Here is a 23,036-nt window from a genome sequence, read left to right as displayed (position 1 = left end):
CGCGAGGGCCCTGTGGAGAACTCAGCCGGCGAAGCTCACCGCGGTCAGCTCGTCGCCGAGCCGCGACCAGCTCGCGCTGTCGTCGTAGCGCCAGGCCCCGGCCGGGCCGAGCACGACGACCCGCGGGGTGCGGTGCCGCGGGAGCGCGGTGATCGTCTCGGCTGCCCAGCCGTCGGGGGCGCCGAGCTGGGTCGCCTCGGAGGCGTCGGAGGCCACCCGCCACGGGCGGTTGGCGCCCTCCCCCGCGGTCAGCACCATCAGCTCCTCGTCGGAGACCCAGGCGACATCGATGGGGGCGACATCGCTGGCGGCGACGTCGGGCGCGGGCCGGCCCGCCCGTGCCGACAGCGGCAGGGCGCGCCAGCCGTCGATCCGCGGCTCGGCCTCGCGGCGGACACGCAGCAGGCCCAGCTCGGCACGGCCGTCCCGTTCGGCGACGACGGCGATCCGCGTACCGTCCGGCGAGATCCGGAACGCCCGCAGCGCTCCGCCCGACAGGTCGACCGGCACGTCGGTGATGCCGGTCGCGGTGACCACGCGCGCGGTCGAGTCCGCGGCGTCGAGGGCCCACAGCTCGTCGCGGCCGCCCCCGACATACTGCGGACGCAGCAGGCGCCGGCCGGTCAGCACCCGCCGGGCCTCGCCGCCGTCGGCGACCGGCGCCTCCCACAGCTCGGTCCCGTCGCGGGTGATGCCCGCCACGCGGTCGCCGGTGAGCGAGGGCGACAGGGTCTGCACACCCGAGGCGTCGCGGCCCCAGGGCCCGGCGACCGGGGACAGCGCGCCCGCGCCCTGCTGGTCGTCCACCGTCACCACCTGGCGTCCGGTGGAGCCGAACAACTGCTCGCCGAGCTCGGCCGGGATCGGATCCAGGCCGGGCCGGGGCCCGACCCCGATCAGGCCGTCCGGCGCCCCGGGCACCGGATAGGGCGCGCCCTCCAGCGACAGCCGCACCGCCGTGACGGCCGGCACCTGGGCGAGCGTGGCAACGATCTGGTCGCGCATCCGGCCGCGTTGCTCGTCGGGCAACCCCGCCAGTCCGGGACCGCGCAGGGAGACATCGACCACGCCCTCCGCATCGACGAAGGCCGACTGGGTGCTCAGCTCCGTGCCCGCCGGGATCGCCGTGCGGACGGCCGGCTCCAGCCAGCGGGTCGGCCCGCGGAACAGGATCTGCAGCCGCGCCAGCGGGCTCTGCGAGCCGCGCGGCACGTAGACCGGGTCCGGCACCAGCATCCGCAGGTCGCCGTCGAGATAGTAGGCGGAGGCGCGGGTGAAGAACTGCTGGAACAGGTACGCCTGGATCAGCCTGCCGGGTGGCGGATTGCCGATCCGCCACTGACCCGCGGCGTCTCGCTCCAGGCCGAAGTCGATGCGTACCTGCGGATCGGAGTCGCTGCGCCGCACGAGCCGGTCGGGCAGGTCGCCGAGGGGATCCTCGGGGTCGAGCAGCCGGCCCGGGACGTAGGCGCCGTCGGAATCGATCCGGGCCTGTACCGGCGCCGTCAGCACGGCCGAGTCCGAGGTCGCGTTGACCTGGCTGCCGTCGGCATAGACCACGATCCCCGCCTCGGGCTGCCAGGACTGCCGCGCCTGCGGCGTCAGATACTCCCGGGCGGTCGCATAGCCCGGCTGGTAGTTCGCCATCGCCTGCAGGAAGCCGTCGACGATGTCGCGCGGCTCGGCGCCGGTCCGCGGCGGCTCCGGCGCGATGTCGACCTCGGCGTCGGCGACCTGCCCGCCCCGGCCGCCGAACTCGACCGGCCCGGAGGTCGGCATCGACGCGCATCCGGTGACGAGCAGCGCCAGCGCCGCCGCGAGGGCCGCCAGCAGTCGCGGGGCTCGCCGTCTCGTGGCCCACCGCCCGCTCATGGCGCCACCGGGCCGGTCGGCGCCGCGCCGGCCGGCGCATCGGCGCGGCCGGTGGTCAGGGCCAGGCGCTCGGCCGGCCGGAGCAGATCGGTCGGCACCAGCGGCAACGGTGAGAGCTGCAGGATCCGGCCCCGCGCCCGCGGCAGGGTCAGCCGGAACTGGGCGCCCTTTCCGGGTCGGCCCCAGGCATTGAGCCAGCCGCCGTGCAGCCGGGCGTCCTCCATCGAGATGGCCAGCCCGAGGCCCGATCCGCCGATCGTGCGGTTGCGGGCGGGGTCGGCGCGCCAGAACCGGTGGAAGACCTTCTTCACCTGGCCCGCCTCGAAGCCGACGCCGTGATCGCGGACGGTGATCGCCACGGCATCGGCATCGCCCGCGACCCGGATGTCCACGGGTCGCCCCTCGCCGTGCTCGAGGGCATTGGTGATCAGGTTGCGCAGCACGCGACGCACCCGGCGCTCGTCCACCTCGGCGACGATCGGGCCGCCGGCGTGCAGCCGCACGTCGATCCCGCTGCGCTGCGCGAAGGCCCGCTGTGCGGCGATCTCGCGCTCCACCACCTCGACCATGTCGACCTCGGTGACGCTCAGCTCGGCCGCGCCGGCGTCGAACCGGGAGATCTCCAACAGATCCGACAACATCTCCTCGAACCGGTCCAGTTCCTTGGCCAACAGCTCGGCGGCGCGGCGCGAGGTGGGGTCGAAGTCCTCGCGCGCCTCGTGCAGCAGTTCCGCGGCCATCCGCACCGTGGTCAGCGGGGTGCGCAACTCGTGGGAGACATCGGAGACGAACTGCTGTTGGATCCGCGACAACTCCTCCAACTGACTGATCTGCTTGCTGAGCTCGGAGGCCATGTTGTTCATCGAGGTGGCGAGGCTGGCCAGGTCGTCGGTGCCGCGCACGGTCATCCGGTCGTCCAGGAAGCCCGAGGCCAGCCGCTCCGCGGCCTTGCGCGCCTCGCGTACCGGAGCGACCACCTGCCGCGCGACCAGCGCCGCGATCAGGGCCAACAGTCCGATCAGCATCACGCCGGTCGTGATCACCGCCTGCCGCAACACCTCGATCGTCTCCCGCTCCTGGGCGAGCGGGAACAAGAAGTACATCGGGTAGCGCCCCGCCCCGGGCGCGACCAGCGCGGCGCCGATCGCCAGCCCGGGCTCGTCCGGCGTGGCGTCGCGGTAGCGGATCGTGGTCGGGGTGAGCCACAGCCCGTCGCGGGCATCGACCTCGCGGCGCAGGCTGTCGGGCACGCTGTCCGGGCTGGCCTGCCCGGAGACGAAGTTGGACACCGGCCCCTCGACCAGGACCTGGTAGCGGCTGCCGAGATTGCCGCGGTTGCCGACATCCGTGGTGAGCTGCAACAACAGCAGCGAGATGCCGCGGTCGTCGAGATCGGAGGCGGCGAGCTGGCGCTGGGCGGTGTCGTAGGCCAGCGAGGCCTCGGCCAGCGCCGACTGCTTCTTGCCCGACAGCACGCCCTCGGTCGCCTGCTGCATCAACAACAGCCCGCCGAGGGTGATCACGATCGCCGAGGCGAGCAGCGTCGTCGCGATCACCCGCAGCGGTAACGATCCCCACCACCAACGGGCGGGCAGCCGCGCCAGTTGGGCGGCCCGGCTAGACGGGTTCACCGGCCTTGTAGCCGATGCCGCGGACGGTGACCACGATCCTCGGCCGCTCCGGGTCCTCCTCGATCTTGGACCGCAACCGCTGCACGTGGACATTCACCAGGCGGGTGTCGGCCGCGTGCCGGTAGCCCCAGACCTGTTCCAGCAAGGTCTCGCGGCTGAACACCTGCCTCGGCCGCCTGGCGAGAGCGAGCAGCAGGTCGAACTCGAGCGGGGTCAGCGAGATCTCGGTGTCGCCGCGCTTCACGGTGTGGGCGGCCACGCTGATCGTCAGGTCGCCGATCCGCAACTGGCTCTCGTCGGCATCGGCGGGCGCCCGGCGCAGCCTGGTCCGCACCCGGGCGACAAGCTCCTTGGCCTTGAACGGCTTCACCACGTAGTCGTCGGCGCCGGCCTCGAGCCCGGCGACCACGTCGACCGTGTCCGACTTCGCGGTCAGCATCACGATCGGTACGCCGGAGGTCGCGCGCAGCTCGCGGCAGATGGAGACACCGTCGCGCCCGGGCAGCATCAGGTCGAGCAGCACCAGATCGGGCGCGGCCTCGCGGAAGGCGTCGATCGCGGCATCGCCGTCGGGGGTCCAGGTGGTCTGGAACCCCTCCTGGCGCAGCACGATCTGCAACATCTCGGCGAGCGAGGCATCGTCGTCGACGACCAGGATGCGGTGCTGCTGGCCCCTGCCGTGATCGCTCACCCGTTACTCCTTCACACCTTGTTCCGTGAGCCTGCCCGTGAGCCTGCCCGTGATCGTTCCCGTGATCTCGCCACCGGGCCGATCCGCGTCCCGATCGGAGCAATCCTATGCGGCGGGTCCGCACGAACCCGGCAGCAACGATCAGTTCTGCTCCGGCTCCTCCGGCCAGGTCGCATAGATGGCGACGTCGAGCTCCTGGCGGCGCAGCACGCGGCGCCACAGTTCCTCGGGCTCGGTGCAGAAGACATCGGCGTACTTGCTGCGCGCGATGTGCCAGGCCCCGGCGGCCAGCTCACCCTCCAACTGCCCCGGCTCCCAGCCGGCGTACCCGGCGAAGATCCGCAGATCCGCATACGCCCCGGCGACCAGTTCGACCGGCGTGTCGAGGTGCAGCAGGCCGACCCGGCCGGCCACCCGCCGCCAGCCGGGCGGGTCCTCGTCGGGCTGGTACGGGGTGGCCAGACAGATCGCGCCGTCGGGTGAGACCGGGCCGCCGGCGAACATCACCCGCGGCTCGCTGACCTGCTCCACCCAGGCCGGCAGGACCGCGGCCAGCGGGACATCGGAGACCCGGTTCAGCACCACACCGAGCGCGCCACCGGCGTCGACGTCGAGCATCAGGATGACGGTGTGGGCGAACCACCCCTCGGTGTCGAGCACCGAGGAGACCAACAAATCGCCCGGGCCGGGCAGCGCGCGATCGCCCATCAGCCGGCGATGGCCCCCTCGGCCGCCTCGCGCACGGCCGCCGCGACCTCGGTGTGCACCGCGGCGTGGAACACGCTGGGCATGATGTAGGCGGCGTTCAGCTCGTCGTCGGTGACCACTTCGGCCAACGCGCGCGCGGCCGCCAACAGCAGGTCCGCGGTGATCTCGTGGGACTGGGCGTCCAGCAGCCCGCGGAACACGCCCGGGAAGGCGAGCACGTTGTTGATCTGGTTCGCGAAGTCGCTGCGCCCGGTGGCGACCACCTCCGCATGCCGGGCCGCCACCACCGGGTCGATCTCCGGCTCGGGGTTGGCCAGCGCGAAGACGACCGCCCGCTCGTTCATGGTGGCGATGTCGTCGGCGCCCAGGATGCCCGGCGCCGACACCCCGATGAAGACATCGGCGCCGGCCAGCGCGCCGCGCAGGCTGCCGGTCAGGCCGGCAGCGTTGGTGTGCTCGGCGATCCAGGTCAGCGACTCGTCCATCCCGGCGCGGCCGCGATGGATCACCCCGTCGATGTCGGCGACCACCACGTCGCGGGCGCCGGCGATCAGCAACAGCTTGAGGATCGCGGTCCCGGCGGCACCGGCGCCCGACATCACGATGCGCACATCGGCGAGGTTCTTGTCGACCACCCGCAGCGCGTTGAACAGCGCCGCCAGCACGACGATCGCGGTGCCGTGCTGGTCGTCGTGGAAGACCGGGATGTCGAGCTGTTCGCGCAGCCGGGCCTCGATCTCGAAGCAGCGCGGGGCGGAGATGTCCTCCAGATTGATTCCGGCGAAGCCGGGCGCGATGTTGCGGACCGTCGAGATGATCTCCTCGACATCGGTGGTGTCGAGGGCGATCGGCCAGGCGTCGATCTCGGCGAACCGGCGAAACAGCGCCGCCTTGCCCTCCATCACCGGCATCGCGGCCTCGGGCCCGATGTCGCCGAGGCCGAGCACGGCGGTCCCGTCGGTGACGACGGCGACAGAGTTGCGCTTGATCGTCAGCCGGCGCGCGTCGGCGGGATTCTCCGCGATCGCGCGGGAGACCCGGGCGACGCCGGGGGTGTAGACGAGGCTCAGGTCGTCGCGGTTGCGGATCGGGTGCTTGGAGCGCATCTCGATCTTGCCGCCGAGGTGCATCAGGAAGGTGCGGTCGGAGACCTTGCCGACCTCGACATCGGGCAGCGCGCGCAGGGCCGCGACCAGCTCGTCGGCGTGCTCGGTCGAGGCCGCGCCCATGGTCACGTCGATCTGCAGGCGCTCACCGCCGGAGCCGGAGACGTCGAGGGCCGTCACGGTGCCGCCGGCCTGCTCGACGGCGTGGGTGAGCTGGCTGATCGCTGCCCCGCCCGCCGGGGCATGCAGCCGGGCCGTGATCGAGTAGGCGATGGAGGGTGCGGGTCTGGTTGCTGCATCGGTCACCCCGCGATCCTCTCACGGCGCGCGGGCCCGGATGCACGACGAAGTCGTGGCCCGGGCCGCCCGGTCAGGCGAGGTTGTGCCGCTGGTACGCCGGGGCTCGCTCCCCGCGCAGCGAGCGCCACATCCGCACGGCGTCGACGGTCGCCGCGACGTCGTGGGCACGGACCAGCGCGGCCCCGCGATCCAGGCACCACAGGGTCGCGGCCAGGCTGCCCGCCAGCCGCTGCGCGCGCGGGCGGTCCAGGGTCTCGCCGACGAAGTCCTTGTTGGACACCGCGGCGAGCCAGGGCGGCCCGACGGCGTTCAGCGCGTCGACGCCGCGCAGCAGCTCCAGGGTCTGCACGGTGGTCTTGTTCAGGTCCGGGCCCGGGTCGATCACCATCGCGGCGGGGTCGATGCCACCGGCGGCGGCGCGGGCGACCCGCTCGGCGAGGAATGCGGTCACCTCGGCGACGATGTCGCCGTAGCGTGGCGGCGCGGACAGGTGGGTACGCGGCGGGGCGAGGCAGTGGGTCAGGATCACCCCGGCGCCCGCCTCGGCGATCACGGGCGCCAGCTCCGGATCGGCCAGCCCGGAGGTGTCGTTGATCACCTGCGCCCCCGCCGCGAGCACCGCCGCGGCGACCTCGGGCCGGGTGGTGTCGACGCTGACGATCACCCCGGGCCGGCCGGCCAGCGCACGCACCACCGGGCGTACCCGATCGATCTCCTCGGCGGTCCCGACGGGCGCGGCATCCGGCGAGAACGGCACCCCGCCGATGTCGACCCAACCGGCGCCGGCGGCAATCGCCGCCTCGGCGGCCGCGACCGCCGCGTCCAGGGCGAAGGTCGCGCCGCGGTCGTGGAACGAATCCGGGGTGCGGTTGACGATCGCCATCACCTGCGGCCCGGACAGCGCGGGATCGGGGGCGGGTGGCACGGCGCCGAGTCTAGGGTTTCGCCATGATCGAACTCGACACCGCCGGCGCGCTCGACCGCGCGCGGCGGCTGGGCTCGACCGGCGATCGGATCGTGCTCGGCCTGACCGGGCCGCCGGGGGCCGGCAAGTCGACGCTGGCCGCCCAACTGGCGACCGGCGTGCCGGGCGCGGTGGTGGTCGGGATGGACGGGTTCCACCTGGCGGGTTCGGCGCTGGCCCGGCTGGGCCGCACCGAACGCAAGGGCGCCATCGACACCTTCGACGCGGCGGGATATGTCGCGCTGCTGGAACGCCTCCGGGCCGGGGGGCCCGACCCGGTCTGGGCGCCGGAGTTCCGCCGCGAGATCGAGGAGCCGATCGGGTCGGCGGTCGAGGTGGCCCCGGACTGCGCGTTGGTGATCACCGAGGGGAACTACCTGCTGGCGGCCGAGCCGCCGTGGCACCGGGTGGCGGAGCTGTGTCACGAGATCTGGTACCTCGATCTTGCCGAGGAGGTACGCCGGGACCGACTGACGGCGCGGCACCGGGCCTACGGCCGGTCCGCCGACGCGGCGCTGCGGCGTACCCTCGGCCCGGACCTGGTCAACGCCGAGGTGGTCGCCGCGACCCGGCCGCGGACGAGCGTGGTCGTCCGGCTCGGCTGACCTCCGCCGGGTCTTCGTCGCCGGCTCCCGGATGGGGCCGTCCCGAGCAGCCGCAGCTCTCCCGGTGCCGGATCTGACCGGGCAGCCGGACCGTCGTCGCGCGCCGCTCGGGATCGGCCAGCCGCGCCAGCAGAAGCTGGATCGCCTTGGCGCCGATGGCCGTCGAGGGCTGGGCGACCGTGGTCAGCGCGGGCCGCATGAAGTCGGCCCAGGTGAAGTCGTCGAAGCCGACCACGGCCATGTCGCCGGGCACGGACAGGCGACGCTCCCACAAGGTGTCGAGCAGGCCGACCAGCATCGCGTTGTTGGCGGCGAAGATCGCGGTCGGCGGCTCGGGCAGGTCGAGCAGGGCGGCCGCGGCCGCCCGACCACCGGTGGTGCTCGACTGGCCGCCGACCAGCAGGGCCTCGTCGACCGGTACGCCGAACCGCTCGTGCGCCGCCCGGTAGCCCGCCACCCGCTCGTCGGTGGTGGTCAGCCCGTCCAGTCCCGTGATCAGCCCGATCCGGCGGTGGTCGTGGGTGATCAGGTGGCCCACCAGTCCCTGGCTGCCTTCCAGGTTCTCCACCCCGACCTGGTCGTAGGGCGCGGGCTGCAGCCGGTCGACCAGCACCAGCGGGGTGTCGTGGGCGCGCAGCACGGGCAGCGAGTGCGCGGTCCAACCCGGGGACGGGGCCAGCACCAGCCCGGCGATCCGGTGCGCCAGCAGGTTCGCGACCATCCGCGCCTCGTGCTCGGCGTCGTCGCGGGTGTCGACGATCAACAGGTTGTATCCGTGTCGGCCCGCCTCGCGGTCGATGGCGTCGACGAGCGCGGCCCAGTACTCGCTGGAGACCGCGGTCATCGCCACCCCGATGCTCTGCGCATCGCCGGCCCGTAGCGAGCCCTCCGCCGGCGCCACGTAGCCGAGCTCGGCCATTGCGCGGCGGACCCGGTCCACCGTCCCGGGCGCCACCACGCGGGTGCCGTTGACGACATGGGAGACGGTGCTCACCGAGACGCCGGCCCGTTCGGCGACCCGTCGCATCGAAATCTGTCGGGCCATCGGTCCAGTGTGGCCCACCCGGGCCGCTACCGGGTCGGGACGGGGCAAATGGGCGCAGCAGGTCCGTCTCGGCAACCAACTCTGCGTCGGTCTAGCCGGCACCTTCTCACCCTGACTTCTGTCCGCACCTCCCTCTACCGTGGTAACCCCAGCTCACGAGGAGCAGCCATGTCCATCACGATGAAGCGAGCGACGACCGGAACGGTCGGCGCCTACCTGACCTCCGGCGATGTGCAGAAGGTACGGCAGGTGCGCGACCGAACTGGGAACGTTACGGTCAGCGGACGATCCGGAGCGAAAGTCCTCGTGACTCTCGCAAAGAATGGCGATCTTGTCGGCGTGGACTTCGACCCGGCCGGATACTTGAACCCCGACCCCGACGAGGCCCTGTTCCCGACCGACTGGATCGGTCGTCAGCGTGAGCTCGGCCTGTCGGTGATCCGATCGGAAGGCGCGTTCGCTGCGCGCAACGACAGTGTTGCCCTCAGGGCTGCTTTCATCTCAAGTTTGCCAAACGACGTTGTCCGGGTTGTATCGGTTTCTTCGTTCTGGCTACAGCGCAAGCACAACGGCACGCTTGTGGCGGCGGTCCGCAACTGCGACAACCCCCTCGGTCTCGTGTTGGCCGACCAGTTCGATCCGCTCGAAGGCGCCGAAGCAGTCGCATCATTGCAGGCTGTCTTGGAAGCCGCAGCACCTGCTGAAAGGCGCGTCGAACTGCTACGAACTGATGTCCACGCCATTGCGTTCGCCGCTGCGGGCGGGGCGCACGCTGCCATCGGGCTGACTACCACCGGGCGTCATCACCCGCAGCCCATGAGCCGCCCGGCCCGCGAGAAGTTCGACCAGCGACAACAGAGCCCGGCGGTGTGGATCCCGGAACTGCTTTCGTGGCAACGCGGCATCCGACTGACAGCACTGGAGCCCTTCGACGGCGCCGGAATCACGAGGTGCGGCTGCGACCACTGCGACGACCGAGATCTGATGCGGTTCAATTACGAGTGGCCTCAGGTGCCAGCCGACGTCCGAGCTGACGCTCAGGGCCACGACGTCGCCAGTTGGGTGGCGCTGCGTAACCGGGTCCTCAACGCTGCCGATCCTCAAGCGGCCTGGAGAGCCGCGTGCGACGCCGCATTGGCGACCGAGATGCGGTTGGCAGACAACTACAAGGTCGCGCTATCAATGCCGCGCTCGCTCGCCGCCTGGCGCTAGCCGACTTCGGGACTAGCGCCAGCGGCAACCAGACTGGCGTGGACCCGCTCCCTCAGCCTGTGTTGGGCAGCTTCGGCGGCGTCAGCACTCCAAAGCTGCGTCGGCTCAGCGGGGCTCAGTAATCGGGCGCTGCGTTCGGAGACGACGACAACGCCTTGGCCCAGCATGGCTGCCGCGACCTGTACCGCAAGGACTCTCGGTCCGTCGGGGACCAGCACAGCGCGGGGCGAATAGCCCGCAAAGACCGAGGCCCGCGTGACCACATGCGATGTTGTTCTTCCAGCGACGATCACGCCAGCGATGCGAACCGCTGACACGTCGACGGTCGACCCATCGACCCTCGCCAGTGCAGAGGTATTAGGTGTCGCGTCCAGGTGCGCGTTAGTGAGCGACGCGAGCGCCCAAGCGTCCTCGCCGCCGAACCGGACCTGCACCGGATCGCCATCCCATCCCAACGCAGCGGCCGCCTGGCGAACCACTTTCACGTCGGGAAGAAACATGGAAACATAGTTTCATCAATTCCGTGAGAACCGAGTGTGATGGACACAGACACGCCGAAGCGGCCGCCCAATGCGGGGCGACGCGGGCCGCTGCGCCGACACCCGCCTCGGCGACCAACCGGCTTCCGAACCGATGACGAAACCCGGCTGGAGCTGGAGGTGGCGAGCACGCTGCTCGGTGCAGGCTCACTCCAGGGCGTCATCGACCGCGCGATCGAGGTCTACCTCCGGACACTTCGCCGCGACCCTAGGTTCGTGCGAGCCGTCTCTGCGGCGCGACAGCTCAGAGCTCAGTGAGCCACCATCGGCGTAAATCACGTCCGGGCACGAGGCCAGCACCAGCCCGGCGATTCGGTGCACCATCAGGTTCGCGACCACACAACCTGCGAATCCCGCGCACACGAAACGGCGGCCCGCCGGGACGAATCCCGGCGAACCGCCGCTGAGCTCCCAACCGGGAGAGGTGGAGGTGGCGGGAATCGAACCCGCGTCCTCGAAGGGTGAACCAGGACTTCTCCGGGCGCAGCTGGTGTCAGCGTTTTCTTGGCCCCGGTGCTCGCGCCAGCACGTCACCGACAGGCCCAGTCGCAGTGAAGTCCCGATCAGCCCCTGCGACGCAGGCTGATCAGCAAGCCTTCTTGATGAGGCCAGGGTCCGGAGCGAAGGCTAACCCCGGTCTGACCCTTCGATCACTGCTCAGGCAGCGAGAGCGAAGTCAGTGCGCTTGGAATCGGCACTTGTTGGTTTCCAGGGAGCATCAACGAGTTGACCCTGGATCCTCGGCCCGCTTCTCCTGGGACTACCGCCCCGAGTCGAAACCGATCACCCCCTGTTGAGTTGTCACGACCGACGAGATCTCGCGCGAGGCGAGAACTCCCACCGATCGTCCATCCGGTGCAACACCGGAACGGCCCAGTCTAGTCCCGCTGGGACCGTGGCGTCACCCACGATTGCCGGGCCGACCCCACGGGGCGATGGTCCCACGGCAAATCCTTGGTAGACAGTGCGCATGAATCAGATCGTGGACTGGCTCGTCGGCCTGATGGACACCATCGGGCCGATGGGCGCCGGCCTCGCGGTGGCACTGGAGAATCTCTTCCCGCCCATCCCCAGCGAGGCGATCCTGCCGCTCGCCGGCTTCGCCGCCGCCCGGGGCAGCTTCAGCGTGCTCGAGGCGATCGTCTGGACCACCGCGGGCTCCGTCGTCGGGGCGTACCTGCTGTACGCCGTCGGGGCGGCCGTCGGCCGTGACCGGATGCGCTGGCTGGCGGCCAAGCTGCCGCTGGTCGATGTGGCCGATCTGGACAAGACCGAGGCCTGGTTCCACCGGCACGGCCCGAAGGCCGTGTTCTTCGGGCGAATGATCCCGATCTTTCGCAGCCTGATCTCCATTCCGGCCGGCATCACCCGGATGCCGCCCGTCCTGTTCGGCCTGCTCACGCTCGCGGGCTCGGCGATCTGGAACTCGGTCTTCGTGATCGCCGGCTACTACCTGGGCGCGAACTGGGCGGTCGTCGAGCAGTACGCCTCGATCTTCCAGAAGATCGTGATCGTGCTGGTCGCCGCGGCCGTCGTGATCTGGGTGGTACGCCGGATCCGCGCCCGCCGCGGGCACCGCGCCGCCACGGAGGCACAGGCGCGCGACCAGGAGTTCTGAGCCGACCGCCCCGCGGGGCGCGGCCGACCCGCTAGGGTCGAGGCCATGAGCGAGAAGCCGGAAGTCGACTTTCCCGAAGGTCCCCCGCCCGCCGAGTTGGAGATCACCGATCTGATCGTCGGCGAGGGCGAGCAGGCCAAGCCGGGTGACATGGTCGAGGTGGACTACGTGGGCGTGGCGTACAGCTCCGGCGAGGAGTTCGATGCCAGCTACAACCGCGGCCAGCCGCTGCGTTTCGCGCTCGGCGCGGGACAGGTCATCACGGGCTGGGACCGCGGCCTGGAGGGGATGCGCGTCGGCGGCCGCCGCCGACTGGTGATCCCGCCCCAGCTCGCCTACGGCGACGCCGGCGCGGGCGGGGTGATCAAGCCGGGCGAGACCCTGATCTTCGTCTGCGACCTGCGGGGCGTGGGCTGAGCATCAGCGGCGACCGCCCACCGGGCCGCGCGCGGCTCACTTCTCGGTGAGCGGCTTCCACGGGATGACCCGCAGCAGCGGATTGGTCCAGTTCTCCCCCGCGAATGCCTTCACGGCGCCGATGACGGTCAGCGCGACCCAGGCGAACCAGGCCAGGGCGAGCAGAACATCGGGCACGAACCAGATGCCGAGCATCCCGAGGGCGAAGAACAGGGCCGATGAGAACAGCGTCCAGTTGAACGACTTCGCCGCCTCGCGTCGGGCATAGCTGCCGGGCGAGGACACGGCGTACACGAACGCCGGGCCGATGATCCAACTGACGAACGGCAGCAGGTGGGCGATACCGGCGGCGCCCTTCGCACCGGGCAGTTCGACGCTGTCGCGCGGCGGGGTCGGGCGGTACGCCGGGTGCGGCCCGAAGTACTGCGCGGTGACGGGCACCAGATCGGCGAAGGCGGCGTTCAGGTCGCCGCGGGTCCGGGCATTCAGCGTCCGGTCGATCCGCCGTTCGAACTCGTCCTCGTCGATCCGGCCCTGCGCATAGGCCTCCGACAGATACTGCTCCGCCCGTTCCCGCTCCAGATGGCCCACGCGCTGGTTCTGTCCGGCGTACTCGTTCATCGCACCCATGCCGACCATCCTGCCTCCGCCGAGGCGACCGACCCATCGGGCTGTGCCCCTATTCGACCCTCAATCGGGTCAGACCCTGGGCTTGCTCACCAGCTCCCGACGCTCGCACCGCCGCCACCGCCGCCGGAGAATCCCCCGCCGCCGAACGAGGAGCCGCCGCTGCCGAAGCCGCTGCCCGAGGAGGTGCTCGGGGGCGGCGGCGGGGGCGCGCTCGCGCTCTGCATGGAGCCCGCCAGCAGGCCGGCGTTGAAGTAGCCCCAGCCGGGCGAGCCGACATACCAGGTGGGCGTGTACTGCGGGATCACGCCGAGCTTCATGGCCTCCTCGCACACCCCCTGCCAGCGATCGGCAAGGTTGAACACGATGGCCCAGGGCAGGTAGCGGGAGAAGATGTCCTGACCCTCCTCGAACCTGAGCTGGCGGGCCTCCGCCGTTGCCAGATAGGTCCGGAAACCCTCGACCTGATCGGTGACCGCGCGACCCGCGGCGGTCCGTACGCCGCGGCCGAGCTTGTGGTTGATCACCATCACGGTGATCAACGGCGGCGCCAGCAACACGACGGCGAGGAAGCCGATCGGCCCGAGGAAGATCACGGCCGCGACCACCGCGAAGATCAACACCGCGATCCCGGCCAGCCCGCCCGCGCGCGGCGGGGTCTTGAACCAGCCGTGTCGGTGTACCTCACTGGTGATCACCGAATCCAGCGCCTGGCTCGGCTGGTGCAGGGCGGCGGTGCGGCCCAGGTCGATGACATCGCCCACCCGCAGACCAGGGAACAGCGCGGGCAGGAAGGCGCGGTCCTCGGGGGTGGCCATCTTCGCCGGATCGACCAACTCGACGTCGTACTCGCGGGGACCGGCAGCCCGGATGCGCACCGCCCCACGCACCGCCAGGTCGACCAGCGTGGCCGCGGTCTCCTCGCCGGTGATCTTGCCGTCGATGACATAACCGCCCTCGCCGACCGGGATCTTGGGCGGGGCGAAGGCGACCGGGATCTGGATCTTCGGATCGGTCGGGGCGACGGCGGCCGCGGAGCCGCCGGTGGGCACGGTGCCCGGAGGCAGCCCGACGAACCGCTCGTCGCGCCCGTTGCGGCGCCACCAGGCGCGACCGATCAGCGGCGAGCCGACGGCCACGACGGCGAAGGCCGCCCCGATCGCGCCCAGCCCGGTGAGCTGGCTCGGGGTCAGTTGGCTGCCGTCGGGCTCCCAGTGCGGCTGATTGTCCGCAACCAGGCCCTGGCCGATCATCACGCCGATGGTGATCCCGTCGCCGCCCGGCACCTCCCCGACGTCGAAGCGGGCGATGTCGTCGCCGTCGACCTGCGCCGGGCAGGTCTGCTTCGAGCCGGCCGCGCCGATGAAACAACTGGCGTCGCGCGCCCCGCCCGGCACCCGCGCACTGATCGTCAGGTCGCGGATCGGCGGTGCATCCGGATCCGGCGCGATCGCGTCCCAGTAGAACTCGTCGAAGGTGTCCTGCGGCCGGATCGCGCCCTCGACCTCGTAGGAGATGATGTAGGTCTCGGATCTGTCGACCGTGCGGTTCGGGTCGCCGATCCGGATCTGCTTGGTCCGGTCCCGGCCGCTGCCGAAGTCCTCCTCCGAGGTCTGGGTGGGCGCGCCGGTGGGACTCTCCACCCGGACGTTCTTGATCGGGAAGACCATGTCCTGGCCGGGCCGGTCGGGGTCGGGCTCGCGCGTGGTGATGTTGTAGAAGATGCCCCGGCGCTCGCCCGGGCCGAACTGGTAGTCGATGGTGGCCCTCACCGACACCACCCCGGAGTCGTTGACCACGTAGTCGATCGTGTAGGCGTTGATCACGTCGCCGTCGGCCGCGCGGGCGATGCCGGGGGTCAGCCCGAGCAGCGCCAGCATCGCGATCGCCGCCACGGCCGCAACACGGCGGGCCAGCATCCGCATCAGCGCCTCCCCCGCCCGGTCACGGCACGCTTGTTGCGTTGGGCCAGGGCCCGCTGGGCCTCTCGGTCGGCATCGCGCCTGGCGATCGTCTGCCGCTTGTCGAACTCGCGCTTGCCGGTCGCGACAGCGAGTTCGATCTTGGCGTACCCGTCGCTGAAATACAGCGACAGCGGCACCAGCGTCGTGCCCGAGGAGCCGAGCGCGCGCTCGAGCCGGGCGATCTCCTTGCGGTTCAGCAGCAGCTTGCGGGTACGCCGGGCCGTGTGGTTGGTCCAGGTGCCGTGGGAGTACTCGGGGATGTGCGCCGAGCGGAGCCAGACCTCGCCGTCGTCGACGGTGGCGAAGGCGTCGGCGAGCGATGCCCGGCCTTCCCGCAGTGACTTCACCTCGGTGCCGGTGAGCACCAGCCCCGCCTCGTAGGTGTCGCCGATCGCATAGTCGTGGCGCGCCTTCTTGTTCTGGGCGACCATCGTCTTGCCCTGTTCCCTCGGCATGGTCCCCATCATGCCCGGCGGGGGGCGCACGCCGAAGCGCCCGCCCCCGGGGATCGCCGGGGGCGGGCGCTTCTGGCGATCAGATCCGCACGCCGTTGCGCCCGAGCCAGGCGCGCGGGTCCTTTGCGGAGTAGACGCTGCCCGGGGTGGCGCCGCGCGGGTAGTACTCGAAGTGCAGGTGCGGCCCGGTGACGTTGCCGGTCGAGCCCGTGTAGCCGATCACGTCACCCTTCTTCACCACCTCGCCGCGCGAGGCCTTCTTGCGGCTCATGTGCGCATAGAGGGTGGACTCGCCGTTGCTGTGCCGCAGGATCACGTGGTTCCCGGCCCAGCCGCCGGCGCTCGAGCTCATCACCACGCCGTCCTTGGCCGCCCGGATCGGCGTACCCGTCCCGGTGCCGCCGAAGTCGAGCCCGGTGTGGTATCGCGCCCACAGTCCGGTCTGGCCGAAGACGGCAGAGATCCGGTAGTCGCCGGGCGCGATCGGTGAGACCGCCGCGGCCCGGGAGGACTTGGTTGCGTTGCGGCTGTTCGACGACTTCGACTTCTTGGCGGGCTCGGCCTTCTTCTTGCCCGAGTCCTTCTTCTCGTCGTCGTCCTTCTTGTCCTCGCGCTCGGACTTCGCCTTCTTCTCGGCCTCGGCCTTCTTCGCGGCCTCTTCCGCGCGCTTCTTCTCCTCGGCGCGCTTCTTTGCCGCAGCCTCGCGCTCCTTGCGCTCGGCCTCGGCCTTCCTCTTCTGCTCCGCTGCGTACTCGTCCAGCTTGCGCTGCGCGTCGGCCGACTCAGCCTCCATCTCGGCGACCCGGTTCTTGTCCTTCTGCACCTGGGCCGCGAGATCGGCCTCGGCCCGCTTGTTGGTGGCGACCAGATCGGCGATCGCGGACTCCTCGGCCTGCGCATCGGCCTCGAGCTGTTCCATGTCGGCGAGATTCGCGGCCGCCGCCCGGCGGTCCTCCTCGGCCTGCTCCTCGGCCTCGGCCTGCTTCTTCTTCGCCGCCTCCAGCTTGCGCTGGGCCTCGGACAGGGCGTCCATCTTCGCCTGGGCGGTGTCGAACATCGTGGTGGACCACTGCATCCGGGTCTGCAGGGTGCCGGCGGTGGTGCTGTCGACGACCATCGCCATCCCGACCAGGCCGTTCTGCTGCTGGTACTGGTCACGGACCACGTCGCCGATCAGCGCGCGCTGACGGTCCACCCGATCCTGGTTGGCGGCGACGGCGGCCTTTGCCTGTTCCAGCTTCTCCTGGGCCTCCGACAGCCGGATCGCCATCTGCTCGTCGCGTTCGCGGGCCTCGGCCAACTCACCCTGAATGCGTTCCAGCTCGTCGCGGGCCTGGCTCAGCCGCGAGCGCGCGTCGTCCAGCGCGGCCTGGGCATCGCTCAGGTCCACCGAGCTGTTGTCGAGGGTGTCGCGGGCCTTGCCCAGTTGCTGGTCGGCCTCCTTCTTGGCGTCCTCGGCGGGATTCGCCAGCGCGGTCGGCACGGCGAGCCCGAAGCTCAGGGCCGCGGCCGCGAGCACCGCGGCGAGACGTCGGGGCATCCGGCGATCGGCGCCTGCCAACCGGGGTCGGCTGTGCGTCCGGTGTGCCGCGGGGGGAAGTTCCCGGTCCACTGTCATCTCCCAATCCGTTCGGTGACATCGCGGCTGATCGGGTCAGACCCGGGTCAGACGCGAAGGTACCTTCGCGTTGCTATGAGCGTCGGAATTATTGACAACAGCAGTCCCACGAGTGCAACCCCCAAACAGGCCCACAGCACGTGTTGCGGGCCGATCCAGGGTGAAGCCTGAATCAAGACTTGAACCTTTTCGGTGATGAGGAAGTAAACCCCTGCGGCCAATGTGACGCATGCGAGACCCGCGCCGACCACGGCCGCCAGCAGGGCCTCGAGCAGGAACGGCAACATGATGTAGAGGTTGGACGCCCCGACCAGCCGCATGATGCCGATGTCGCGGCGGCGGGCGAAGGCCGCGACCCGGACCATGTTGCCGATCTGCAGCGCGGCGGCCACCAGCAACAGCACCGATGCGATGATCGCGCCCCACTGCAGGACCCCGAGCCACTCGAACAACGGGTCCAGGACCTCGTGCAGGTCGCGTACCGCCTGCACCCCCGGCAGCCCCTCGACCGCCGTGACCACGCCCCGGTACTCCTCGGGATTGACCAGCTTGATCCGGAACGACTCCTGCATGTCCTCCGGCCGCAGGGTGTCCTGGATCGGGCTGCCCTCGAAGGCGCGCCGGAACTCCTCGTAGGCCATCTCCTTGGTCTCGAAGTAGACCTCGGCCACCTCGGAGTTGGAACGCAGGGTCTGCTCGATGGTCTGGCGCTGCGCATCCGTCACGTTCTCGCCCTGCGTGCAGTTGGGCCCGACGGAGGCCTGGTTGCACAAGAAGACCGAGATCTCGATCTTGTCGTACCAGCGGTCCTTCATCAGGTCGACCTGCTGGTTGGCGAGCAGGCCGGCACCGAACAGGGTCAGCGACACCCACATCGTCACGATCACCGCGATGGTCATCGTGAGGTTGCGGCGCAGACCCGACAGGGTCTCGGAGAAGGTGTGGCGCATCAGCGGTCCTGGGGGTTCCGGGGGGCGGTCAGGCGGACGATCGGTGACTCACTGGGTGCCATAGACACCCCGGCTCTGGTCGCGGATCAGCTCCCCGTCGTCGAGTTCGATCACCCGCTTGCGCATCTGGTCGACGATCGTCGAGTCGTGGGTGGCCATCAGCACCGTGGTGTCGGAGCGGTTGATCCGATCGAGCAGCTTCATGATCCCGACGCTGGTCCCCGGGTCGAGATTGCCGGTCGGCTCGTCGGCGATCAGGATCTTGGGGCGGTTGACGAAGGCCCGTGCGATCGCCACGCGCTGCTGCTCCCCACCCGACAACTCCTCCACCAGCCGGTCGGCCTTGCCCGCCAGGCCGACCATCTCCAGCGTCTCCGGCACCACCTTGCGGATATGGGAGGTGGACTTACCGATCACCCGCTGGGCGAATGCCACGTTCTCCGCGACCGTCTGGCCGGGTCGCAGCCGGAAGTCCTGGAAGACCGTTCCGATCTCGCGGCGCAGCTTCGGCACCTTCCAGCGCGGCAACTGTCCGAGCTCGCGCCCGGCGACCCAGACCTGGCCCGAGCTCGCCTGGTACTCCCGCAGCACCAGCCGCAGGAACGTCGACTTGCCGGAGCCGGAGGTCCCGACCAGGAAGACGAACTCGCCCTTGTCGATGTCCACCGAGACATTGCGCAGCGCCGGACGGCGCTGACCGTCATAGGTCTTGGTGACGTTGTCGAATCGGATCACGGTGTTGCCCTCGGCCGGCTAGACGAAGACCCCGGCCGATCGCACGCCACAGCGCCCGGGCCGGCAGGGGAAACGGCCGTGGTCAGTCTAGGCACAGACTCAACGAAATCTCAGGATTGGTACGCCCGGCGCGCCCGGGCCGCTCACACGTCGGTCACCGCGACCCCCGGCACCAGGCCGGCCGCGGCGACGGCGTCGGCGGGCAACTGCCAGACATATTCGTTCTTCAGCTTCCGGCCGTCGGCGGCGAAGGGGCCGGTGCGGAACTCATAGGCCGCGAGCGTCGGCCAGATCCGCGGCGCGGCGGTCCGGCACGCCTGGCGCAGGTCGCCGTTGCGCTCCAGCAGCGCCGCGAAGACGTCGCGCGCCCAGGCCGCCGTCGTCTCCTCATCGGCCCGCCGACCCTCCTCCAACTGCAGCGCGATCTGCAGCCGGCGATCGGCATTGGCGTCTTCGTAGCTGATCAATCGGTGGTTGTGCACCGCGTCGATCAGGTCGTCGTGGGAATTCAGCACATCGCGCACCTCGTCGGGGGTGACCACCGCACCGTTGAAGTCGACCGACAGGTCGGATCGTCCGTAGAGGAAGAGCACCGGCAGGTCGGTCCGCAGGCCGTCCAGCAGCGCGGCGTGCCCGAGCCGCCGCAACACCGGCGCCAGCTCGCGGATGGTCGCGACGTGGCCGCGGTCGTGGATGTTGTAGCGGATCCGCGGGCTGATGTTCTCCGGGCGGGTGATGGTGACCAGCAGCTCGCCCGCCTGGTTGGTCTCCAGCAGGTAGTCATAGGGGTTGTACTGGAAGATCATCGGCGTCACGCCGTATTCCTCGCTGCGCGAGATCGCGGCCGCCAGCTCGGGATCGGCCAGCAGCGCGCGGCGCAGCGCGATCGTGAAATCTGACTCGATGCCGAGATTGATCTCCAGATCCGAGGCGCCGTAGGAACCGACCACGGCACCGAAGGTGCCGAGCAGGTGATCACGCATCGACTCGCTCATCCCCTCCCCGCCGAAGCCGGCCATCACGTCGTGGGCGGACAGGTCGATCCGGTCGTCGTCGGCGAGCTCCTTGAGGAAGGGCGGATAGCTCAGCAGCAGATAGGTGTAGCCCGTGCCGAACTCACGGATCGTGGAGATGATCTTGTCCCGGTCCGGGCCGATCGACTTGATGATCGCCACATCGGTCAGCGAGGCGCTGATGTTCATCCCGGTCGCCCAGGCACCGAGCGAGAATGCATTCAGGATGAAGATCGGCTTCTCGGCCGCGGCAGTGGTGCCGCGGAACCCGATCTGCAGCAGGGTGCGCACGGCATTGCGCTCGGCGGGCCCGCGCACCCAACTGGTCGGCGTACCCGTGCTGCCGGAGGACTCGTCGACCACCACACCGCGCGTCGGCAGCCGGCCGTCCAGACAGCGCTCCTGCACGCTCCAGCGCTTGATGTAGCTGGCCTTGTCCATCTCGGGCACCCCGGCCAGCGTCGGCGGTTCGCCGTCGACCGCGCCCGGCGCGATCCCTTGTTCGGCGAGAAACTCCCGGTACGCCGGGACCCGCCGCGCGGCGTTGTCATAGGCGAGCCAGGCGCGGTAGCGCCCCAGCTCGGCACGCACCGGCGCCAGGCCGCGGGCGAAGAGCGCGGTGTGCACACCCTGGTTGCGGACGAGCTGCTTCATCGCCAGATCCTGGGCCCCGAGCAGCGCCCGCAGGGCCAGCCGCCGTCCGCGTTCGGTGCGTGGTTCGGTCATGACTGCTCCTCGATGATCATGCTGGCGACCGGGCGGCGGTGGCTGCGGGGCGGGGTGGCGCTGCGGCCCAGGCGGAAGAGCATCCAGGCCATCTCCCCGTCGTCCTCGCGAGCACCCACGAGCTCGGCGAACCGGCGGTGCGATGTCGGGTTGGTGATCACCGTGCCGTAGGGATGCAGCCAGATCCCGTGCGCGGTGAGCGCCAGCCAGACCTCCAGGAAGCAGCGCCCGGCGCCGACATAGTCCGCCAGGCTGGCGAACGGCCCTTCGAGCCAGCCCACCTGCGCCACTCCGGTCATGGTGCGCAGATAGAGGTGACGGATCGCCGGGCCGATCACCGGGGCCTGCCACAACCAGCGGTTCCGGAAGGCCAACCGCAGCGCCGGGCCGGGCATCAGCAGGGTCTCCGCGCTCAGCCCGTCACCGGTGGCGGCCGCCTTCCGCCGGGAGAACCGCAGCCAGTCCATCAGCTCGCGGTAGACGGCATCGCGGCGAAGATCGTCGAACAGGGTCTCCGCGTTCACCTCGATGATCTTGTCCACCACCGCGCGCTCGGCGCTGGTCCGGAAACGGTAGCCGTGCCGCGCGGCCAGCTCGGTGACCTCGGCGATCACCGCCGGCGGAACCGGCGTGGAGTCGTAGGGGCGACGCGAGGTACGCCGCCGGCGCAACTGCCGCAGACCGTCGTGGGCCCGCTCGTCGGCGGGCCGGCGGACCAGTCGGAGCCGGGCGAACGGATGCTGGCGGCGCGGGTCGGCGAAATCCATCTCGGCCAGCTCGAGCTCGGACTCCACGGCGTACCCGTGACCGGCCGCGGCCACCTCGAGATGGGCGAGGAAGACGCCCATGCAGACGAATCCGAACGGTACGCCGAAGTCCTCCGCGGGCAGGCCCCGCCGCTTGTCGTAGTACGCGATCGCCGAGTGCGGGCCGGTCAGGGCCAGCGTGATCGGTTGGGAGTTGTGCGGTGAGGGGTAGCGGTGGGCATCGGCAAGGATCGCGTCCCACGCACCGGCGGCTGACTGCACGCCTGGAGGCTAGGCCCGGCGGGGGTCACGCGTCGACGGTCTCGCTCTGCTTGCGCCACCGGATCCCGGCGTCGATGAACCCGTCGATCGCCCCGTCGAAGACGGCGTCGGGATTGCCCTCCTCGTGCTCGGTGCGCAGGTCCTTGACCATCTGGTACGGCTGCAGCACGTACGAGCGCATCTGCGCGCCCCAGGAGTTGCCGCCGTCGCTCTTCAGCGCGTTCAGCTCGGCCTCGCGGTCCTGGCGCGCCTTCTCCAACAGGCGCGCCTGGAGCACCCGCAGCGCGGCCGCCTTGTTCTGCAACTGCGACTTCTCGTTCTGGCACGACACCACGATCCCGGTCGGCAGGTGCGTCAGGCGTACCGCCGAATCGGTGGTGTTCACGCTCTGCCCGCCCGGGCCCGAGGACCGGAACACGTCGACCCGCAGGTCCGCTTCGGGGATGTCGATGTGGTCGGTCTCCTCGGTGACCGGCAACACCTCGACGCCGGCGAAGGAGGTCTGCCGGCGGCCCTGGTTGTCGAACGGGCTGATCCGGACCAGCCGGTGGGTGCCCTGCTCGACGCTCAGCGTCCCGTACGCGAACGGTGCCTTGACCTGGAAGGTGGCGGACTTGATGCCCGCCTCCTCGGCATAGGAGGTGTCGAAGACCTCGGTGCCGTAGCCGTGCCGCTCCGCCCAGCGCAGGTACATCCGCATCAGCATCGAGGCGAAGTCGGCAGCGTCCACTCCCCCGGCCTCCGCGCGGATGGTGACCATCGCCTCGCGCGGGTCGTACTCGCCCGACAGCAGGGTACGCACCTCCAGCGCCTCGATCGCCGAGCGCAGCGCCGCGGTCTCCCGGGTGGCCTCGGCGAGCGAGTCGGCATCACCCTCCTCGCCGGCCAGCTCGACCAGCACGGCCGCATCGTCCAGGCGCTGGCGCAGTCCGGCCACCCGCTCCACCTCGCCCTGCAACTGCGAGAGCCGCGACGTCACCCGCTGGGCGTTCTCCTGGTCGTCCCACAGGTCCGGCGCGGCGACCTGCCCCTCGAGGTCGGCGATCTCCGCCCGCTTCGCCGCGGGATCGACGACGGCCTCGATCGAGGTCAGCGCCTTGTCGAGCTCGGTCAGGGTCTCGGAGATGTCTTCTGCCACAACGGGCAATGCTATCGCGCGCGGCCGCCGTGGGCCGCGGCTCGATTGTTACCCGAACCGGCGGTAATCGTTTT

Annotated in this window: 21 protein-coding genes and 1 other RNA gene; 4 read left to right on the top strand and 18 right to left on the bottom strand. The window is 70.6% G+C overall.

What is annotated here, in order from left to right; translation table 11 throughout:
• Positions 1–21: 21 nt before the first annotated feature.
• The 6 genes from ACXDC7_RS08990 to folP all read right to left on the bottom strand — a co-directional run bounded on the left by ACXDC7_RS08990 (position 22) and on the right by folP (position 7,233).
• Positions 22–1,872: an LpqB family beta-propeller domain-containing protein gene (locus ACXDC7_RS08990; RefSeq protein WP_459221903.1), complete on the bottom strand. Its 1,851-nt coding sequence runs from the start codon at positions 1,870–1,872 to the stop codon at positions 22–24.
• Positions 1,869–3,503, bottom strand: coding sequence for an MtrAB system histidine kinase MtrB (mtrB, locus tag ACXDC7_RS08985; RefSeq protein ID WP_343045823.1), 1,635 nt, complete (start codon positions 3,501–3,503; stop codon positions 1,869–1,871). Before mtrB ends, ACXDC7_RS08990 begins: the two co-directional genes overlap by 4 nt.
• A complete protein-coding gene (mtrA, locus tag ACXDC7_RS08980; RefSeq protein ID WP_343045824.1) occupies positions 3,490–4,194 on the bottom strand; it encodes an MtrAB system response regulator MtrA in 705 nt (234 codons plus the stop codon). Before mtrA ends, mtrB begins: the two co-directional genes overlap by 14 nt.
• 141 nt (positions 4,195–4,335) lie before the next feature.
• Positions 4,336–4,902, bottom strand: a complete 567-nt coding sequence (locus ACXDC7_RS08975; protein ID WP_179443873.1) for a YqgE/AlgH family protein — start codon at positions 4,900–4,902, stop codon at positions 4,336–4,338.
• Positions 4,902–6,314: a malic enzyme-like NAD(P)-binding protein gene (locus ACXDC7_RS08970; RefSeq protein WP_459221902.1), complete on the bottom strand. Its 1,413-nt coding sequence runs from the start codon at positions 6,312–6,314 to the stop codon at positions 4,902–4,904. The genes ACXDC7_RS08975 and ACXDC7_RS08970 overlap by 1 nt, the downstream gene beginning before the upstream one ends.
• A gap of 64 nt (positions 6,315–6,378) precedes the next feature.
• On the bottom strand, positions 6,379–7,233 hold the full coding sequence (gene folP / locus ACXDC7_RS08965) for a dihydropteroate synthase (protein ID WP_459221901.1): 855 nt from the start codon (positions 7,231–7,233) through the stop codon (positions 6,379–6,381).
• A 23-nt stretch (positions 7,234–7,256) separates the two neighbouring features.
• Here folP and ACXDC7_RS08960 point away from each other — a divergent pair, with 23 nt between their 5' ends.
• Positions 7,257–7,877, top strand: a complete 621-nt coding sequence (locus ACXDC7_RS08960; RefSeq protein WP_459221900.1) for a nucleoside/nucleotide kinase family protein — start codon at positions 7,257–7,259, stop codon at positions 7,875–7,877.
• Here the strand turns inward: ACXDC7_RS08960 and ACXDC7_RS08955 are convergent.
• Entirely contained in the window at positions 7,816–8,922 is a 1,107-nt protein-coding gene (locus tag ACXDC7_RS08955; protein ID WP_459221899.1) for a LacI family DNA-binding transcriptional regulator, read from the bottom strand. The genes ACXDC7_RS08960 and ACXDC7_RS08955 overlap by 62 nt on opposite strands.
• Positions 8,923–9,090: 168 nt before the next feature.
• Here ACXDC7_RS08955 and ACXDC7_RS08950 point away from each other — a divergent pair, with 168 nt between their 5' ends.
• Positions 9,091–10,134: a YbaB/EbfC family nucleoid-associated protein gene (locus ACXDC7_RS08950; protein ID WP_459221898.1), complete on the top strand. Its 1,044-nt coding sequence runs from the start codon at positions 9,091–9,093 to the stop codon at positions 10,132–10,134.
• On the opposite strand, the gene ACXDC7_RS08945 is transcribed toward ACXDC7_RS08950, so the two are convergent.
• Both ACXDC7_RS08945 and ssrA read right to left on the bottom strand, forming a co-directional pair.
• A complete protein-coding gene (locus ACXDC7_RS08945) occupies positions 10,131–10,634 on the bottom strand; it encodes a hypothetical protein (RefSeq protein WP_459221897.1) in 504 nt (167 codons plus the stop codon). The two genes, ACXDC7_RS08950 and ACXDC7_RS08945, sit on opposite strands and share 4 nt — an antisense overlap.
• 461 nt (positions 10,635–11,095) lie before the next feature.
• Positions 11,096–11,464, bottom strand: a transfer-messenger RNA (tmRNA) gene (gene ssrA, locus ACXDC7_RS08940).
• A gap of 179 nt (positions 11,465–11,643) precedes the next feature.
• Between ssrA and ACXDC7_RS08935 the strand changes: the two genes are divergently transcribed.
• Positions 11,644–12,291 carry a DedA family protein gene (locus ACXDC7_RS08935; RefSeq protein WP_459221896.1) on the top strand — a complete coding sequence of 216 codons (648 nt, stop codon included), beginning with the start codon at positions 11,644–11,646 and terminating at the stop codon, positions 12,289–12,291.
• A gap of 45 nt (positions 12,292–12,336) precedes the next feature.
• Complete coding sequence (locus tag ACXDC7_RS08930; RefSeq protein WP_179443877.1) at positions 12,337–12,708, top strand: FKBP-type peptidyl-prolyl cis-trans isomerase; 372 nt, start codon at positions 12,337–12,339, stop codon at positions 12,706–12,708.
• 36 nt (positions 12,709–12,744) lie between these two features.
• On the opposite strand, the gene ACXDC7_RS08925 is transcribed toward ACXDC7_RS08930, so the two are convergent.
• The 9 genes from ACXDC7_RS08925 to prfB all read right to left on the bottom strand — a co-directional run bounded on the left by ACXDC7_RS08925 (position 12,745) and on the right by prfB (position 22,962).
• Positions 12,745–13,338, bottom strand: a complete 594-nt coding sequence (locus ACXDC7_RS08925) for a DUF1707 and DUF4870 domain-containing protein (RefSeq protein WP_179443878.1) — start codon at positions 13,336–13,338, stop codon at positions 12,745–12,747.
• Between the two features lie 86 nt (positions 13,339–13,424).
• Entirely contained in the window at positions 13,425–15,260 is a 1,836-nt protein-coding gene (locus tag ACXDC7_RS08920; RefSeq protein ID WP_459221895.1) for a DUF2207 domain-containing protein, read from the bottom strand.
• The gene (smpB, locus tag ACXDC7_RS08915; protein WP_179443880.1) at positions 15,260–15,754 is read right to left on the bottom strand and encodes an SsrA-binding protein SmpB; all 495 of its coding nucleotides are present in this window, start codon (positions 15,752–15,754) and stop codon (positions 15,260–15,262) included. Before smpB ends, ACXDC7_RS08920 begins: the two co-directional genes overlap by 1 nt.
• A gap of 79 nt (positions 15,755–15,833) precedes the next feature.
• Positions 15,834–17,294, bottom strand: a complete 1,461-nt coding sequence (locus tag ACXDC7_RS08910; RefSeq protein ID WP_459221894.1) for a peptidoglycan DD-metalloendopeptidase family protein — start codon at positions 17,292–17,294, stop codon at positions 15,834–15,836.
• A gap of 125 nt (positions 17,295–17,419) precedes the next feature.
• The gene (gene ftsX / locus ACXDC7_RS08905; RefSeq protein ID WP_179443882.1) at positions 17,420–18,322 is read right to left on the bottom strand and encodes a permease-like cell division protein FtsX; all 903 of its coding nucleotides are present in this window, start codon (positions 18,320–18,322) and stop codon (positions 17,420–17,422) included.
• A gap of 48 nt (positions 18,323–18,370) precedes the next feature.
• Positions 18,371–19,057: a cell division ATP-binding protein FtsE gene (gene ftsE / locus ACXDC7_RS08900; RefSeq protein WP_179443883.1), complete on the bottom strand. Its 687-nt coding sequence runs from the start codon at positions 19,055–19,057 to the stop codon at positions 18,371–18,373.
• A 143-nt stretch (positions 19,058–19,200) separates the two neighbouring features.
• The gene (locus tag ACXDC7_RS08895) at positions 19,201–20,796 is read right to left on the bottom strand and encodes a phenylacetate--CoA ligase family protein (RefSeq protein WP_459221893.1); all 1,596 of its coding nucleotides are present in this window, start codon (positions 20,794–20,796) and stop codon (positions 19,201–19,203) included.
• Positions 20,793–21,824 (bottom strand): hypothetical protein, encoded by a 1,032-nt coding sequence (locus ACXDC7_RS08890; RefSeq protein ID WP_459221892.1) that lies wholly within the window; start codon positions 21,822–21,824, stop codon positions 20,793–20,795. Before ACXDC7_RS08890 ends, ACXDC7_RS08895 begins: the two co-directional genes overlap by 4 nt.
• A gap of 25 nt (positions 21,825–21,849) precedes the next feature.
• A complete protein-coding gene (prfB, locus tag ACXDC7_RS08885; protein ID WP_459221891.1) occupies positions 21,850–22,962 on the bottom strand; it encodes a peptide chain release factor 2 in 1,113 nt (370 codons plus the stop codon).
• Positions 22,963–23,036 lie beyond the last annotated feature (74 nt).

It is taken from the genome of Naumannella huperziae (assembly GCF_054073625.1).
The sequence above is the reverse complement of the archived record's forward strand: the minus strand, read 5'-3'. Positions and strand labels throughout refer to the sequence as shown.